This is a genomic window from Sphingomonas sp. P4_G3, assembly GCF_056401105.1.
On sequence record NZ_JBFUJZ010000003.1, the window covers coordinates 727,414 to 742,427 of the forward strand.

A 15,014-nucleotide genomic window follows, 5' to 3' on the forward strand; every position below is an offset into this window, starting at 1 on the left:
ACCGGCGCGGGCGTGGCCGCGCCTCCGCCCCGCAAAATTACATTAACCATCAATCGTTTCGCCGCGGGACACGGCGGATTCCGGGGGCGCTTCGGTAAGCTTTTCGCGGTAAGGCGCTTCGCGCCCGGGACGACGTGCCGGGCAGAGACGAAGGACATTGCTCGCACGTGATCGATTGGCGCAACTGGACGGTCCGGCAGACTCGCGTGGCATTGCTCGCGGGACTGGTCGGCGTGCCCATGCTCGCCGTGTCGGCCAAGGCCGCGGTGATCGCTTATTATGCTGCCCAGGCCAAGGCCGAGGCACCGCCGCTGCCGCCGATCGGCTATGAGAGCGAGGATCATTTCCCCGGCGCGGCCCTGTTCTTCGTCGCCGAGGAGCAGGCGGCGCCGACCGCTGGCACCACCGGCACCACCGCGTTGCCCGATCTGCCGGTTCCGGCCAATGCCGATCTGACGCCCGACACCGACGGCACCGTGCGCCCGGCCCAGCCCTTCTCGATGGCCGGCGCCAGCGCGCTCGACAAGGCACGCGCGCTCGATTGCCTGGCGACCGCGATCTATTACGAGGCGGCGTCGGAAAGCGAAGAAGGCCAGCGCGCGGTCGCCCAGGTAATCCTCAACCGCGTCCGCCACCCGGCCTTTCCCTCGACCGTCTGCGGGGTGGTCTATCAGGGATCGGAAAAGAGCACCGGCTGCCAGTTCAGCTATGCCTGTGACGGGTCGATGGCGCGCGTGCCGATGCGCTCGGCGATCGACCGCGCGCGCCGCTACGCGCTCGAGGCGCTCAGCGGTTATGTCGTGCGCGGAGTCGGGCTCGCGACCCATTATCATACCTATGCGGTGACGCCGTCCTGGAACCGCAGCCTGGTGATGACCGACGCGATCGGCATGCACTTCTTCCATCGCTGGAAAGGCTATTGGGGCACGCCCGCGGCGTTCAGCAATGCGCGCTATCGCGGTGGCGAGCCGGTGCCGGGGCCGCACGCCAAGATCGCCCCGCCGCTGACGCCGCTGCCATCGACCCAGTTCGCGGCGTACACGCCGGGGATGCCGGCGCCGGGCGTCCCGGGACTGGCGGTGCCGCCCGCGCCGAGCACCAATATCGCGCTGATCCAGCCCAAATATCAGGACACCAGCGTCGCCCGCGCAACGCCGCCGCCGGCCGAGGACAATCTGCCCGGCGCGTCGCAAATCCTCGACCGCTGGAAGGATTCGGGCAAGCCGCTGAAATAACGGCGGGCCCGCTCCTCAACCGTCATCCCAAACTCCCGTCATCCCAGCGAAAGCTGGGATCTTTGGCGATGGCGCGACGCAAGAGCCGCACGAGATCCCAGCTTTCGCTGGGATGACGAGTAACCGGTCTACTTCCCCAGATATTGATCGAACCACGCCACCGTCCGCCGCTGGACGTCGGCCGCGTGGTCGGTGCCGCGGATGCCATGGCCCTCGTCGGGATAGATCACCAGGCTGGTCGGCACGCCGAGTTCCTTCAGCGCATGCCAATATTCGATCGACTGGGTCGGCGGCACCTCGATGTCGCGCTCGCCGACATAGATGAAGGTCGGGGTGCGCGCCTTCTTGATATAGGTGATCGCCGACGCCTTCACATAAGGCTCGGGATCGTCATAGGCCGACTTGCCGAAGAACGGGATCATCCACTGGTCGATGCCGTTGGTGCCGTAATAGCTGATCCAGTTCGACAGGCCCGCGCCGGCGACGATCGCCTTGAAGCGGTTGGTCTGGGTATTCGCCCACATCGCCATGAACCCGCCATAGCTGCCGCCGGTCAGGCCGAGCCGGTTGTCGTCGACCGGCGCGACCTTCTCGACCGCGTCGATCCCGGCCAGGATGTCGCGCAGGTCGCCGCCGCCGAAATCGCGGCGATTGGCCATGGTGAACGCCTCACCCTGGCCATAGCTGCCGCGCGGATTGGGCAGGAACACGTAATAGCCGGCGCGGACCAGGCTCGGCAGGCCGCCCATCGACGAAAATTTGGGGACATTGGCGGAGGCCGGTCCGCCATGGACGATGGTGATCATCGGCGCCTTCACGGCAGGATCGGCATTGACCGGTGTCAGCAGCCAGCCCTGCACGTCGTAACCGTCATTCTTCCAGCTGATGCTGCGCGCCTTCACTAGCGCGACCTGGCCGTCATTGTCGGTGGTGATCTTGCGGGGACTGCGCGCCGGCCCGGCATAGATAGCGGGGGCGTGTTCAAAGTCCGACACGATTGTCGCGACCGTCGCACCGTCGCTACTATAGGCTGCGCGTCCGTCTTCCGCGGCGAAGCTCGACGGTTGTGCCCACAATATCGTCGTACCCTTGGCGCCCGGTGCCGCGATCTGCATGTCGGGGCCGGCCAGCCGCGTCGCGCGCAGGCCGCCTTTGGTCCAGCTGAGCGAGGTGACGCTCGCCTTCTCGCCTTTGGTCATATCGACCGGTTCGCCCCCGGCGAACGGCACCGTCCAGATGTCGCCGCCGACCGAGCCGAAATCGCTCATCAGCCCGCCGATATAGGCGATTGTCTTGCCGTCGGGCGAGACGCGCGGCGCGTTGATCTGGGTCTTGGGCCGCGCGATCGGGCGCACCGCGCCGGTCGTGGCGTCGATCGCATCGAGCGTCGCCACCCACCAATTATCGTCGCCATTGCCGAGTGCCGTCGTCGCGACGAAGCCGGTGCCGTCCGGAGTCCAGCTATATTCGTAGACATAGCGGTCGGCGGGGGAGACCGGTTTGACGTCGGTCACCGGAGCGCCCGCCAGGTTGAACACCGCCAGCCGCTGTTCGTCGCTCTTCTCGCCGATCTCGCCAATTTGTCGGACGCCGGGCTGGGTCGCACCCGATTCCTTGGCGGCGTTGAGCGTCACCAGCAACGCGATCTTCTTGCCGTCGGGGGAGAAGCGCGGAGCCTGGGCGATGCCCTTCACGCTGGCGATGGTGCGCGTGGTCTTGCCGTCGGCCAGCGCCAGCGCGACCACGCCGCTCGCGCGATCGCGCTGCAGATAGGCAAGCGCCCCACCCGGCCCGAAAGTCAGCCCCGAATAGCTGCATTGCGTGCAGGGATCGAGCGTCGCCAGGATCTTGCCGTCCTTGGCCGACCGCACGACGATCCGGCCATGCGCGGGCTTGGCGGTGGCGCCTTCCTCTTCCTCGACGCTGGCGACGCGATCGCCCGCGGCGGACAGCGCCAGCCCCGAATAGGAATGAAGCGGCGCCGCGAGCGCGGGCGCGGAGGTGGCGGCGAGCAAGGCGGCGGCAAGAGCAAGACGCATCGGCGACTCCATGGGGAGGGAAGGATGCGATCGATACGCCGTCGTTGCCGATAGGCAAGCCCGAGAATATCGATCGCACGCCGCGCTGCCTTAAGCCCTCTCCCGCTTGCGGGAGAGGGTTGGGTGAGGGTCTTCTTTCTTCTTCCAAGCGGTTGGAATTCAAGAAGAAGTAAGAAGACCCTCACCTTCCCACCGCTTCGCGGCGGGCCCCTCCCTCTCCCGCACGCGGGAGAGGGCTTTATTATCCTCACCAAAAAAAGGGGCCGGTTTCCCGGCCCCTCTCATTGCGCCCTCCTGCGCAAACCCGACTACCAGCGGCGCTGGCCGTCATGCTTGTCGAACCGCACCTTGGCGCTCAGCGCGTCGTAGCGGCGCTCAAGATCGGCGCGCTCGCGCATGTCGATCCGTCCGCCCGAGATGCGGTAACGATATTCGAGCTTCTGGATGCCGCGCAGCTGGCCTTGCAGCTGGAAAGCCTCACGGCGATTCAAATTGCCCGAGCGGATGCCCTGGTCGATCCGCGACTGGATCATCTGCGCGCGCTGGTTGAGCGGCGCGAACGGCGCGGCGACCGAAACGGCGGGGAAAGCGGCGGTGGCAAAGCCCAGCCCCATCAACACAACAGTCAGCTTTTTCATGTCTCTCACTCCTTACGCGACCGATCGAGCGGTCGAGAGACGATTTCGGCCCTAAGTGTCGCCGATCTGTGCCGGGAAATGTACCAATGTGTCGCGGATGATCGCGAGCGCGTCGGGTTCGTTCAGGTAGATGAACGGCGGCTGTCGGGAGTTCCACTTTCCCCTCCCTGCAAGGGAGGGGTTAGGGGTGGGTGAGCGCGGACGAGGCTCGATGCCTCGTCCGTCGCTGTTTTGACGAGCGCTCTTTAGTCTTTTTTTGGGCGCGCAGACGCGCGCACCCACCCCCTGCCCCCTCCCTGCAAGCAGGGAGGGGAGACTATTACCCGAACGAATAGGGCACCGGCCCGCGCGCGTCGGGATCGATATGGATCTCGCTCGCCGCCGGCGGAAAGGCGCGCTGGTCGCAATCGCTGCGCGGGCAGATGCGACACGACACGCCGATCGGCGTCGCCACGTCATCGGCGCGGAGGCCGTCGGCATAGACGAAATCGGCGGCATGCGCTTCCTCGCAGCCGAGCGTCACCGCATAGCGGCGCGGGCTGCGGGTGAAGCTGCCCGACGGCTTGACCAGCCCCTTGGCGATCGAGACGTAGCGCGTGCCGTCGGGCGTTTCGGCGAGCTGGACGGCGATGCGGTCGGGAATCGCGACCGCCTCGTGTACGCCCCAGAGCGGACACGCGCCGCCGAACCGCGCGAACTGGAAGCGCGTCGCCGAATGCCGCTTGGTGATGTTGCCCGCCATGTCGACGCGGCAGAAGAAGAACGGGATGCCCGCCGCGCCGGGGCGCTGCAATGTCGACAGGCGATGGCAGGTCTGTTCGAAACTGACCCCGAAGCGCAGGCTCAATCGGTCGATATCGTGGCGCAGCTCGCGCGCGGTGGCGCGGAAGCGGGCATAAGGCATGACCAGCGCGCCCGCGGCGTAATTGGTCAGCCCGGCGGCGAGCAGCGCGCGGCCGGCATCGGAGGCGATCCCCTCGCTGGCGATGTCGCGGATCAGTTCGGCGAATTCGAGCCGCGCCAATTGGTGGGCGAGCGCGAAGCGCTGGCTCGCCTCGGGCAAGGCCGGGTCGAGCCGCAACAGGCGCGCCTCGGGATCGTACGCGCGCACCGGCCCGCCGAGCTCGCGATCGGCGACGACATTGATCCCGAAGCGCCGGCCGAGCCGATCCTCGAGCGCGAGGCGATCGATCGCATCCGCGCCCATCTCCTCCGCGATCGCCTCGGCCGCGCGGTCGAGCGCGTCGACATAATTGCGCTCGGCGTGAAACCAGTCGCGCACTTCCTCCCAGGGAAAGCGCGCCGCTTCGGCCGCGCCCGCCTCGAACCGGTCGTCGAAGGCGCGCAATTGCTCCTGCGAGCGGCGAAACGCGGCGTGGAGCGCGACCAAGCGCCGTGCGAGCTGCGGCTGTTGCCGCGCCCCGCGGCGCAACGTCGCTTCATCGAGCCGCGCATCGGGCACGCTGGGATCGCTCGATGCCTCGATCGCGTCGACCAGCAGCATCCCTTCGTCGGCGGCAGCGATCGTCTCCCAATCGGCGGGGAAAGCGCGGGCCAGCGCCACCATCACCAGCGGCGTGATCGGACGGTCGCCATTCTCGATCTGCGACAAATAGCTGACCGATACCGACAACTGGGTCGCCAGCGCGCGCTGGCTCAGGCCGAGCCGCTGGCGCAGCGCGCGGATCCGGTGTCCGGCGAAGATACGGCGGATGCCTTCGGCCATGCGTTCGGGAATAGTTTGCAAACCTACCCTCGGCAAGTTTGCAACATTACAGTTGCGAAGGCGGGCTGCTAGGGGAAAGAGGTCGGGTCCTGAAGGAGTCTCCATGTCGTCGACCATCGCCGAACTCGAGAAGAAGCGCGCCGCGGCCCGATTGGGCGGCGGAGAGAAGCGCATCGCCGCGCAGCACGCCAAGGGCAAGCTGACCGCGCGCGAGCGGCTCGACGTGCTGCTCGACGAAGGATCGTTCGAAGAGCTCGATATGTATGTCGAGCATAATTGCGTCGATTTCGGCATGCAGGACCAGATCATCCCGGGCGACGGCGTGGTCACCGGATCGGGCACGATCAACGGCCGGCTGGTGTTCGTGTTCAGCCAGGATTTCACCGTGTTCGGCGGCTCGCTGTCCGAGCGGCACGCGCAAAAGATCTGCAAGATCATGGACATGGCGATGAAGGTCGGCGCGCCGGTGATCGGCCTCAACGATTCGGGCGGCGCGCGCATCCAGGAAGGCGTGGCGTCGCTCGGCGGCTATGCCGAGGTGTTCCAGCGCAACGTGCTCGCCTCGGGCGTGGTGCCGCAGCTGTCGCTGATCATGGGCCCGTGCGCGGGCGGCGCGGTCTATTCGCCGGCGATGACCGACTTCATCTTCATGGTGAAGGACTCGAGCTACATGTTCGTCACCGGCCCCGATGTGGTCAAGACGGTGACCAACGAAGTGGTGACGCAGGAGGCTTTGGGCGGCGCGGTCACCCACACCACCAAGACCTCGGTCGCCGACAATGCGTTCGAGGATGATATCGAGGCGCTGCTCGCCGCGCGGGATTTCATCGATTTCCTGCCAGCATCCAACCGCGAGCCCGTACCCGAACGTCCGTCATCGGATCCCTGGGATCGGATCGAGGACAGCCTCGACACCCTGATCCCGGCCTCGGCCAACCAGCCTTATGACATGCACGAACTGATCCGGAAGACGGTCGACGAAGGCGATTTCTTCGAAATCCAGCCCAAGCACGCCGGCAACGTGATCTGCGGCTTCGGCCGGATCGAGGGGCGGACGATCGGCGTGGTCGCCAACCAGCCGATGGTGCTGGCCGGTGTGCTCGACATCAATTCGTCCAAGAAGGCCGCGCGCTTCGTGCGCTTCTGCGACGCGTTCGACATCCCGATCGTCACCTTCGTCGACGTCCCCGGCTTCCTGCCCGGCACCGCCCAGGAGCATAACGGCATCATCAAGCACGGCGCCAAATTGCTGTTCGCATACGCCGAGGCGACCGTGCCCAAGATCACCGTCATCACCCGCAAGGCCTATGGCGGCGCCTATGACGTCATGGCGTCGAAGCATCTGCGCGGCGACCTCAATTACGCCTGGCCGACCGCCGAGATCGCGGTGATGGGCGCCAAGGGCGCGGTCGAGATCATCTTCCGCGGCAAAACACCGGATGAGATCGCCGAACGCACCGCCGAATATGAGGCGCGCTTCGCCAATCCGTTCGTCGCCGCGGCCAAGGGTTTCATCGACGAAGTGATCCAGCCGCATTCGACGCGTCGGCGCATCGCTTTGGGCTTGCGCAAATTGCGCAACAAGAGCCTCGAGAATCCGTGGAAGAAGCACGACAACATTCCGCTTTGAAGAAAGGCTGCCCCCAATGATTTCACTCGTTGCCCTGTTGCTCCAGGCCGCGCCGGCTCCGGCGGCGGTCGCGCCGTGGACGGTGACGCCGCGCCCCAGCAGCGACCCGACGATCACCACGACGGTGACCAGCGCGCCGTCGGCCGACGGCAATGCCAAGCTCGTCGTGCGCTGCGACGCGGGCAAGGCGAAGGTGGTGTCGGTCCAGCTGTTCAGCCGCACGTCGCTCGGCGGCCCGCCGGCGCGTCCGGTGTCGCTGACCTTCGACGCCAACACGCCGATGATCGACAATTGGGAATTCGTGCCGCAGGGCGCGTTTCAGCGCGACGACGTCGCGGTGACCACGCTGACCACCGCTTTGGCTGCGGCCAAGACGATCAAGGTCCATACCACGACCACCACCGGCGAGCCGGTCGATGCCACCTTCGCCGGCCCGGCGAGCGCGCAGCCGATCACCACGGTGCTGGCGGCGTGCGGCTACACGCTCGGCCAGCCGCCGGTCCGCGCGCCCGAACCCAAGGACGGCAAAAAGGCGGATAAGTGAAACTCGGCCGCCTCAATCATGTCGGGGTGGCGACGCCGTCGATCGCCGACGCCATCCCTTATTGGCGCGACGTGATGGGCGCGACCGTGATCCACGATCCGTTCGATCTGCCGGCGCAGGGGGTGAAAGTGTGCTTCGTCGACACCCCCAACACGCAGATCGAACTGATCGAGCCGCTGGGTGAGGGGTCGCCGATCCGCGCCTTTCTCGACAAGAACCCGGCGGGGGGCCAGCATCACCTTTGTTACGAGGTCGCGGACATCATGGCAGCCAAAGCGTGGTTCGAGGGCAAGGGCGCGAAAGTGCTCGGCGAGCCGCGCATCGGCGCACACGGCACGCCGATCTTCTTCGTCCATCCCAAGGACATGGGCGGTGTGCTGACCGAGATCATGGAAACGCCCAAGGAGGGGCATTGATGACACTCCCTCTCCCCTGCTCGCAGGGGAGAGGGTTGCGCAGACTTGGGCCCGCAGGGCCTTAGTCGGAGCTGGGAGAGGGGTCAGGCCGAGCGCAGCTCGGCGCGAGCCGGCGGCTCGCACGACCCCTCTCCCAACCTTCGCTAGGCAGCGAGCTGCCAAGCTTCGGTATCCCTCTCCCCTTCCAGGGGCGAGGGAGGAAAAGAGGGGAACCGAATGGCCTACGAACACATCCTGTCCGAGCGGAAGGGCGACGTGCTGGTCGTGACGCTCAACCGTCCCGATCGCCTCAACGCCGCACCGCCGGCGATGTTCGTCGAGATGCGCGAGGCCCTGGCCGATCTTGGCGGCGCGCGCGCGGTGCTGATCACCGGGGCGGGCCGCGCTTTCTGCTCGGGGGCCGATGTCGGTGGCGGTGCCCTGATGGCGAGCGAGCGCGGGCTCGATCCGGGCCAGGCGACCTATGACGCGCTGACCAGCAGCTACAATCCCACGCTCGCCGCGATCGCCGAGCTGTCGGTGCCGGTGGTGACCGCGGTGCGCGGGCCGGCCGCCGGGATCGGCTGCAGCCTGGCGCTGTCGGCCGATTTCTGCGTCGCGTCGGACACTGCCTATTTCCTCCAGGCCTTCGTCAATATCGGGCTGGTCCCCGATGGCGGCGCAAGCTGGATGCTGACCCGACTGATCGGGCGCGCGCGGGCCTCGGAAATGATGATGCTGGGCGAACGCGTGCCCGCGGCCAAGGCGGTCGATTGGGGCATGATCCACAAACAGGTCGCCGACGATGCGCTCGACGCCGAGGCACTGGCACTGGCCGAGCGGCTCGCCGCCGGCCCGACCGTCGCGCTCGGCATGATGCGCCGCCAGCTGCACGAAGCGCTGGAGAGCGATTACGCCGCGGCGATGCAGCGCGAGGCCGACAATCAGCGCGCCGCGCGTGCGACGCAGGATTCGATGGAAGGCGGCATGGCCTTCCTCCAGAAGCGCAAGGCCGAGTTCAAGGGCGCCTGAGGCAAGAGAAGGAGCGCCCTTTCGGGGGCCGGACACGATCATGACGACCAACCCGACTCCCGACGACTGGAAGGCGCTCGCCGCCAAGGAAGTGAAGGGCAAGGACCTCATCTGGCACACGCCGGAGGGGATAGAGGTCAAGCCGCTCTACACGGCCGAGGATGTCGCCGGCATCGATCCCGGCCTGCCCGGCTTTGCCCCCTTCACGCGCGGCGTGCGCGCATCGATGTATGCCGGGCGGCCCTGGACGATCCGCCAATATGCCGGCTTCTCGACCGCCGAGGAATCGAACGCTTTCTATCGCCGCAACCTCGCCGCGGGGCAGAAGGGACTGTCGGTCGCGTTCGATCTTGCCACCCATCGCGGCTATGACAGCGACCATCCGCGCGTGACCGGCGATGTCGGCAAGGCGGGCGTCGCGATCGACACGATCGACGACATGAAGATCCTGTTCGACAGCATCCCGCTCGATCAGATGTCGGTCAGCATGACGATGAACGGCGCGGTGATCCCGATCCTGGCGTTCTTCATCGTCGCGGGCGAGGAACAGGGCGTGCCCCAGGCGCAGCTCGACGGCACCATCCAGAACGACATCCTCAAGGAGTTCATGGTCCGCAACACCTACATCTATCCGCCGGCGCCGAGCATGCGGATCATCGCGGACATCATCGCCTATACCTCGGCGCATATGCCGAAATTCAACTCGATCTCGATCTCCGGCTATCACATGCAGGAAGCCGGCGCGACGCAGGTCCAGGAACTCGCTTTCACCATCGCCGACGGACGCGAATATGCGAAGGCGGCGATGGCGGCGGGGCTCGATATCGACAAGTTCGCTGGGCGGCTGTCGTTCTTCTTCGCGATCGGGATGAACTTCTTCATGGAAGTCGCCAAGCTGCGCGCCGCGCGCAAGCTGTGGCACCGCGTGATGAGCGACCTCGGCGCCAAGGACGAGCGCTCGAAGATGCTGCGCACGCATTGCCAGACCAGTGGCGTGTCGCTGCAGGAGCAGGACCCCTATAACAACGTCATCCGCACCACGGTCGAGGCGATGGCCGCGGCGTTGGGGGGGACGCAGAGCCTCCATACCAACGCGCTCGACGAAGCGATCGCGCTGCCGACCGACTTCTCCGCGCGCATCGCCCGCAACACCCAGATCGTGCTGCAGGAAGAGACCGGGATCACCCATGTCGTCGATCCGCTCGGCGGCTCTTATTATGTCGAGGCGCTGACCCAGGAATTGTACGACCGCGCCTGGGAAATCATCGAACGCGTCGACGGAGAGGGCGGCATGGCCAATGCCGTTGCGCAAGGCTGGCCCAAGGCGATGATCGAGCAAGCCTCGGCAGGGCGCCAGGCGCGGGTCGACCGCGGCGAGGACGTGATCGTCGGGGTCAACAAATACCGGCTCGCCGACGAAGACGATATCGACATCCTCGACGTCGACAACCATGCGGTACGCGAGTCGCAGATCGCGCGGATCAAGCGGGTCAAGGCAGGGCGTGACGAGGCGAAGTGCCAGGCCGCGCTCGATGCGCTGCGCGAAGGGGCGAAAGGCAGCGCCAATCTGCTCGCCCTCGCCGTCGACTGCGCTCGCCAGCGCGCGACCCTGGGCGAGATATCGTCGGCGATGGAGGACGTCTTCGGGCGCTACGGCACCAAGCCGACCCCGGTCTCGGGCGTCTATGGCGGTGCCTATGGCCAGGATTCGCGCTGGGAGAATCTATTGTCGGGCGTCGCCGCGACCGAGCGCCGTCTTGGCCGCAAGCCGCGCATGCTGGTCGCCAAGATGGGACAGGACGGGCATGATCGCGGCGCCAATCTGGTCAGCTCGATGTTCGGCGATCTCGGCTTCGAGGTGGTGCCGGGCCCGCTGTTCCAGACCCCCAAGGAAGCCGCGATGCTCGCGCTCGACAGCGATGTCGACGTGGTCGGCGCGTCGAGCCTGGCGGCGGGGCACAAGACCTTGATCCCCGAACTGATCGGCCATCTCCGCGATGCCGGCCGCGCCGACATCAAGGTGATCGCCGGCGGCGTGATCCCGGCGCAGGACTATGATTTCCTGCGCGAGGCCGGGGTCCAGGCGATCTTCGGCCCCGGCACCAATCTGATCAAGGCGGCGGAGGATGTCCTCCGCCTGCTCGGTCACAATATGCCCCCTGAAGAAGAGGCTGCGCAATGACCGAGATCGAGGAGGAATTGGTCGAAACCGGGCAGAGCGACGAAACATTGCTCTACGACTATTTCAAGCACCTGACGTCGCTCTGCATCGTCTCGCTGGGCGGTGTGTTGGCGCTCGTGCCCAATGCAAAGGACCTGTCGCGTGGCATGATCATCGCCGTGCTCATTGTCCTTGGCGGTGCCGCGCTCATTTCCTTCACTGGCGCGGGGGAAATCGTCCGTGCGCGATACCGCCGCGAGCCGCTCGGCAAGAGCGTCAATCTCTACCGCATCGCCGCTCCCGTCCTGCTCTCGGTCGGCGTCGGCATGTTCATCTACCTCTTTACCCGGACCCTAAAGGCATGACCCGTTCCGACTGGACCCGCGACGAAATCGCCGCCCTTTTCGACCGCCCCTTTACCGAGCTCGTGTTCCACGCGGCCGAGGTGCATCGCGCGCATCACGCCGCGAACGAGGTGCAGCTGTCGACCCTGCTGTCGATCAAGACCGGCGGCTGCCCGGAGGATTGCGGCTATTGCTCGCAATCGTCGAGCCACGAGACCGGGCTCAAAGCGACCAAGCTGATGGATGTCCGCGCGGTGCTCCAGGCGGCGGCTCAGGCCAAGGACAATGGCTCGTCGCGCTTCTGCATGGGCGCTGCCTGGCGCAATCCCAAGGACAAGGACATCCCCGCGCTCGTCCAGATGGTGAAGGGCGTGCGCGAGATGGGGATGGAGACCTGCATGACGCTCGGCATGCTGACGCCGGATCAGGCGAAGGCGCTGGGCGAGGCGGGCCTCGATTACTACAACCACAATATCGACACCTCGCCGGAGAATTACGCCAACGTCATCTCGACGCGCAGCTTCGAGGACCGGATCGAGACGCTCGACAATGTCCGCGGCGCCGGGATCAATGTGTGCTGTGGCGGCATCGTCGGCATGGGCGAAACGCGCGCCGACCGCGTCGGCTTCATCCATGCGCTCGCCAGTCTGCCGGTCCATCCCGAAAGCGTGCCGATCAACGCCTTGGTCCCGGTCAAGGGGACGGTGCTCGGCGACATGCTGGCCGACACGCCGCTCGCCAAGATCGACGATATCGAGTTTGTCCGCACCGTCGCGGTCGCGCGGATCACCATGCCGGGCAGCATGGTGCGCCTGTCGGCCGGGCGCGAGAGCATGTCGGAAGCGGCGCAGGCCTTGTGCTTCCTCGCCGGCGCCAACTCGATCTTCACCGGCGAGAAGCTGCTGACCACCGGCAATGCCGGCGAGGACAAGGACGCGGCGCTGTTCGCAAAGCTTGGCCTGAGCTCGATGGCGGCCGAACAGCGCGACGTGATGGAGGCGGCGGAATGAGCGCGCCAGCCGATTTTGTCATCGTCGATGTGCCGAGCATGTTGGCGCAGAAGGTCACGATATCTGACGAATCCGGCGAGCGCGCGGATCCGAATTGGAATCGTGAAGCAGCCGAAAGCCAATATGTCTTTGCCGAGTTCCTCGCAGCAAAGGGATTGCTCGTCGACGGCGTGGCTGTCGAGCGGCGGCCCGATCTTACTATTCGCTGGTCTCAGCTCAGCGAACTGGGTCAAAAATTCGCTCGGAGCGACTTTCACAAGTGGCTCACATCCGTCGACAAAACGGGAATTCCGGAAGCCAAGAAGCTTGAAAAACTCGAACGTCGGAGGGTGAAATTCGCGGCGTTGCAATGATCGGAAGACTTTGATGTTCAAGAAAATCCTGGTCGCCAATCGCGGCGAGATCGCTTGCCGCGTGTTCCGCACCGCGAAGAAAATTAGGTTGGCGCCGATGGCGGCGGAGCAGCGTGCGGTGATGGAGGCCGCGGAATGAATTTGCGGCCGAGAACCGCGATTGCGCTTAGCTGCTTATATTGGGCAGGGGCGCTGACGCTCGGGTTTCTGGCCTTGGGAGCTCCCTGCGGGTTGGCACCGGGGATCGAGTGCGACACGCAAGGGCAGGCATTGCTCTGGCGAATCCTCGGGGTTGTTGGTCCGCTGGGCGTGCTTCTGCCTGCCATCGCGATCTATTTCGCCGCCGTTCGGTTCAACGGCCGGGGCAAAAAAGGCTCGCTGATGTTCAAGAAAATCCTGGTCGCCGACTGCGGCGAGATTGCCTGCCACGTGTTCCGCACAGCGAAGAAATTGGGGACCGCGACGGTAGAGGTTCAGCGCGATGTGAGGGAAGCGGCGGAGTGAGGATTGCCCTAATCGCATTTTTGCTCGGCTGCACGGCGGCCATCGGCGGATGTACAGCCCGATCGCAAGTTACTGCGGTCGGCCTCCTGTCCACGAGCGATCGTGCAGGAAATGGCCCTAAGATCGCCCAACTGGCGGCCCAACAATGTTTCGACCATTCGAACAATCTTGGGGAGTTCCAGGATGCACTGAAAGCGACTGGCTGGCGCTTCACGCGCAAGCAGCGGGCAGAACCATCCAATCCGCTTGCGCTTGATGCATGGGCAGTACCGAACGTGACTGTATTGCTGGGTCAGCCGCTTTCCAACGGTGCCCGGATATGTTCGCTGTTGGTTGAAGCGCCGGCCGCGCCTTCACTGCGATCGATGAAATCGGCGCTTTCCCGGTTGACTGGGCATGAACCCGGCGCCGACGGTGAGTGGTGGTGGAATCGCACTGCGACGCGCAAGCTCCACATGACCGCCGATGGCGATGGCGATCGCGGCCAAAATCTCTTCATCAATGTCGAAATTTATCCCTTGTCCTGGTGGCAGGGTCTTCTGGGGTAGCCAATGTTCAAGAAAATCCTGGTCGCCAATCGTGGCGAGATCGCCTGCCGCGTGTTCCGCACGGCGAAGAAGATGGGGATCGCGACGGTCGCGGTGTATTCCGACGCCGATGCGCGCAGCCCGCATGTGCTGATGGCCGATGAAGCGGTGCGGCTCGGGCCGGCGCCGGCGGCGGAATCGTACCTTAAGGCCGAGCTAATCCTCGATGCCGCCAGGATCACCGGCGCCGACTGCATCCATCCCGGCTACGGTTTCCTGTCCGAGCGCGAGAGCTTCGCCAAGGCCTGCGCCGAAGCCGGGATCGCCTTCGTCGGCCCGCCGCCCAACGCGATCGCGGCGATGGGCGACAAGATCGAATCGAAGAAGCTCGCCAAGGCGGCGGGGGTCAACGTCGTCCCCGGTTTCCTCGGCGAGATCGCCGACACCGACGAGGCGGTGAAGATCGCCTCGGACATCGGCTATCCGGTGATGATGAAGGCCTCGGCCGGGGGCGGCGGCAAGGGCATGCGGCTTGCCTGGAGCGAGCAGGACGTGCGCGAAGGGTTCGAGGCGACCAAGCGCGAAGGCCTTGCCTCGTTCGGCGACGACCGCGTGTTCATCGAGAAGTTCATCGAGAGCCCGCGCCATATCGAGATCCAGGTGCTGGGCGACCAGCACGGCAATATCGTCTATCTGAACGAGCGCGAATGCTCGGTGCAGCGCCGCCACCAGAAAGTGGTCGAGGAAGCGCCGTCGCCGTTCGTCTCGCCGGAGATGCGCCGCAAGATGGGCGAGCAGGCGGTCGCACTGTCGCGCGCGGTCGGCTATTATTCGGCCGGTACGGTCGAGCTGATCGTATCGGGCGCCGACACCAGC

Annotated in this window: 14 protein-coding genes and 2 pseudogenes; 13 read left to right on the plus strand and 3 right to left on the minus strand. The window is 65.7% G+C overall.

All coding sequences use genetic code 11. The features are described from left to right. Window positions 1-167 precede the first annotated feature (167 nt). Complete coding sequence (locus AC1DQQ_RS11700) at window positions 168-1,235, plus strand: cell wall hydrolase (RefSeq protein ID WP_478045262.1); 1,068 nt, start codon at window positions 168-170, stop codon at window positions 1,233-1,235. Window positions 1,236-1,363: 128 nt separating this feature from the next. On the opposite strand, the gene AC1DQQ_RS11705 is transcribed toward AC1DQQ_RS11700, so the two are convergent. The 3 genes from AC1DQQ_RS11705 to AC1DQQ_RS11715 form a co-directional block, all read right to left on the minus strand. Beyond that, window positions 1,364-3,274, minus strand: coding sequence for a S9 family peptidase (locus AC1DQQ_RS11705; protein WP_478045264.1), 1,911 nt, complete (start codon window positions 3,272-3,274; stop codon window positions 1,364-1,366). A gap of 308 nt (window positions 3,275-3,582) precedes the next feature. Further along, on the minus strand, window positions 3,583-3,912 hold the full coding sequence (locus AC1DQQ_RS11710; protein WP_478032331.1) for a hypothetical protein: 330 nt from the start codon (window positions 3,910-3,912) through the stop codon (window positions 3,583-3,585). Between the two features lie 319 nt (window positions 3,913-4,231). Further along, a complete protein-coding gene (locus AC1DQQ_RS11715; RefSeq protein WP_478032332.1) occupies window positions 4,232-5,638 on the minus strand; it encodes a helix-turn-helix domain-containing protein in 1,407 nt (468 codons plus the stop codon). Between the two features lie 103 nt (window positions 5,639-5,741). Between AC1DQQ_RS11715 and AC1DQQ_RS11720 the strand changes: the two genes are divergently transcribed. The 12 genes and pseudogenes from AC1DQQ_RS11720 to AC1DQQ_RS11775 all read left to right on the plus strand — a co-directional run. Beyond that, window positions 5,742-7,268, plus strand: coding sequence for an acyl-CoA carboxylase subunit beta (locus AC1DQQ_RS11720; protein ID WP_478032334.1), 1,527 nt, complete (start codon window positions 5,742-5,744; stop codon window positions 7,266-7,268). A gap of 16 nt (window positions 7,269-7,284) precedes the next feature. Further along, complete coding sequence (locus AC1DQQ_RS11725) at window positions 7,285-7,812, plus strand: hypothetical protein (RefSeq protein ID WP_478041356.1); 528 nt, start codon at window positions 7,285-7,287, stop codon at window positions 7,810-7,812. Continuing rightward, the gene (mce, locus tag AC1DQQ_RS11730) at window positions 7,809-8,228 is read left to right on the plus strand and encodes a methylmalonyl-CoA epimerase (protein WP_478045266.1); all 420 of its coding nucleotides are present in this window, start codon (window positions 7,809-7,811) and stop codon (window positions 8,226-8,228) included. Before AC1DQQ_RS11725 ends, mce begins: the two co-directional genes overlap by 4 nt. A gap of 216 nt (window positions 8,229-8,444) precedes the next feature. Continuing rightward, window positions 8,445-9,239 carry an enoyl-CoA hydratase-related protein gene (locus AC1DQQ_RS11735; protein WP_478041354.1) on the plus strand — a complete coding sequence of 265 codons (795 nt, stop codon included), beginning with the start codon at window positions 8,445-8,447 and terminating at the stop codon, window positions 9,237-9,239. Window positions 9,240-9,279: 40 nt separating this feature from the next. After that, the gene (gene scpA / locus AC1DQQ_RS11740; protein ID WP_478041353.1) at window positions 9,280-11,421 is read left to right on the plus strand and encodes a methylmalonyl-CoA mutase; all 2,142 of its coding nucleotides are present in this window, start codon (window positions 9,280-9,282) and stop codon (window positions 11,419-11,421) included. Further along, on the plus strand, window positions 11,418-11,765 hold the full coding sequence (locus AC1DQQ_RS11745) for a hypothetical protein (RefSeq protein ID WP_478032340.1): 348 nt from the start codon (window positions 11,418-11,420) through the stop codon (window positions 11,763-11,765). The genes scpA and AC1DQQ_RS11745 overlap by 4 nt, the downstream gene beginning before the upstream one ends. After that, a complete protein-coding gene (bioB, locus tag AC1DQQ_RS11750) occupies window positions 11,762-12,754 on the plus strand; it encodes a biotin synthase BioB (RefSeq protein ID WP_478045267.1) in 993 nt (330 codons plus the stop codon). The genes AC1DQQ_RS11745 and bioB overlap by 4 nt, the downstream gene beginning before the upstream one ends. Next, on the plus strand, window positions 12,751-13,107 hold the full coding sequence (locus AC1DQQ_RS11755) for a hypothetical protein (protein ID WP_478041351.1): 357 nt from the start codon (window positions 12,751-12,753) through the stop codon (window positions 13,105-13,107). The genes bioB and AC1DQQ_RS11755 overlap by 4 nt, the downstream gene beginning before the upstream one ends. Window positions 13,108-13,120: 13 nt before the next feature. After that, window positions 13,121-13,210, plus strand: a pseudogene (locus AC1DQQ_RS11760) (biotin carboxylase N-terminal domain-containing protein); the annotation flags it as partial. 278 nt (window positions 13,211-13,488) lie between these two features. Continuing rightward, window positions 13,489-13,590: pseudogene (locus AC1DQQ_RS11765) on the plus strand (biotin carboxylase N-terminal domain-containing protein); the annotation flags it as partial. Window positions 13,591-13,607: 17 nt separating this feature from the next. Further along, complete coding sequence (locus AC1DQQ_RS11770; protein WP_478032343.1) at window positions 13,608-14,159, plus strand: hypothetical protein; 552 nt, start codon at window positions 13,608-13,610, stop codon at window positions 14,157-14,159. Between the two features lie 3 nt (window positions 14,160-14,162). Then, window positions 14,163-15,014 (plus strand): ATP-binding protein (locus AC1DQQ_RS11775; protein WP_478045268.1); only part of this gene is annotated, 852 nt, incomplete at its 3' end.

Bases quoted from the DNA above. Each gene is read 5' to 3' on its own strand.
- AC1DQQ_RS11720 (WP_478032334.1), top strand. From the start codon at position 5,742: ATGTCGTCGACCATCGCCGAACTCGAGAAGAAGCGCGCCGCGGCCCGA.
- AC1DQQ_RS11725 (WP_478041356.1), top strand. From the start codon at position 7,285: ATGATTTCACTCGTTGCCCTGTTGCTCCAGGCCGCGCCGGCTCCGGCG.
- AC1DQQ_RS11715 (WP_478032332.1), bottom strand. From the start codon at position 5,638: ATGGCCGAAGGCATCCGCCGTATCTTCGCCGGACACCGGATCCGCGCG.
- AC1DQQ_RS11705 (WP_478045264.1), bottom strand. From the start codon at position 3,274: ATGCGTCTTGCTCTTGCCGCCGCCTTGCTCGCCGCCACCTCCGCGCCC.
- AC1DQQ_RS11755 (WP_478041351.1), top strand. From the start codon at position 12,751: ATGAGCGCGCCAGCCGATTTTGTCATCGTCGATGTGCCGAGCATGTTG.
- bioB (WP_478045267.1), top strand. From the start codon at position 11,762: ATGACCCGTTCCGACTGGACCCGCGACGAAATCGCCGCCCTTTTCGAC.
- scpA (WP_478041353.1), top strand. From the start codon at position 9,280: ATGACGACCAACCCGACTCCCGACGACTGGAAGGCGCTCGCCGCCAAG.
- AC1DQQ_RS11735 (WP_478041354.1), top strand. From the start codon at position 8,445: ATGGCCTACGAACACATCCTGTCCGAGCGGAAGGGCGACGTGCTGGTC.
- AC1DQQ_RS11745 (WP_478032340.1), top strand. From the start codon at position 11,418: ATGACCGAGATCGAGGAGGAATTGGTCGAAACCGGGCAGAGCGACGAA.
- AC1DQQ_RS11710 (WP_478032331.1), bottom strand. From the start codon at position 3,912: ATGAAAAAGCTGACTGTTGTGTTGATGGGGCTGGGCTTTGCCACCGCC.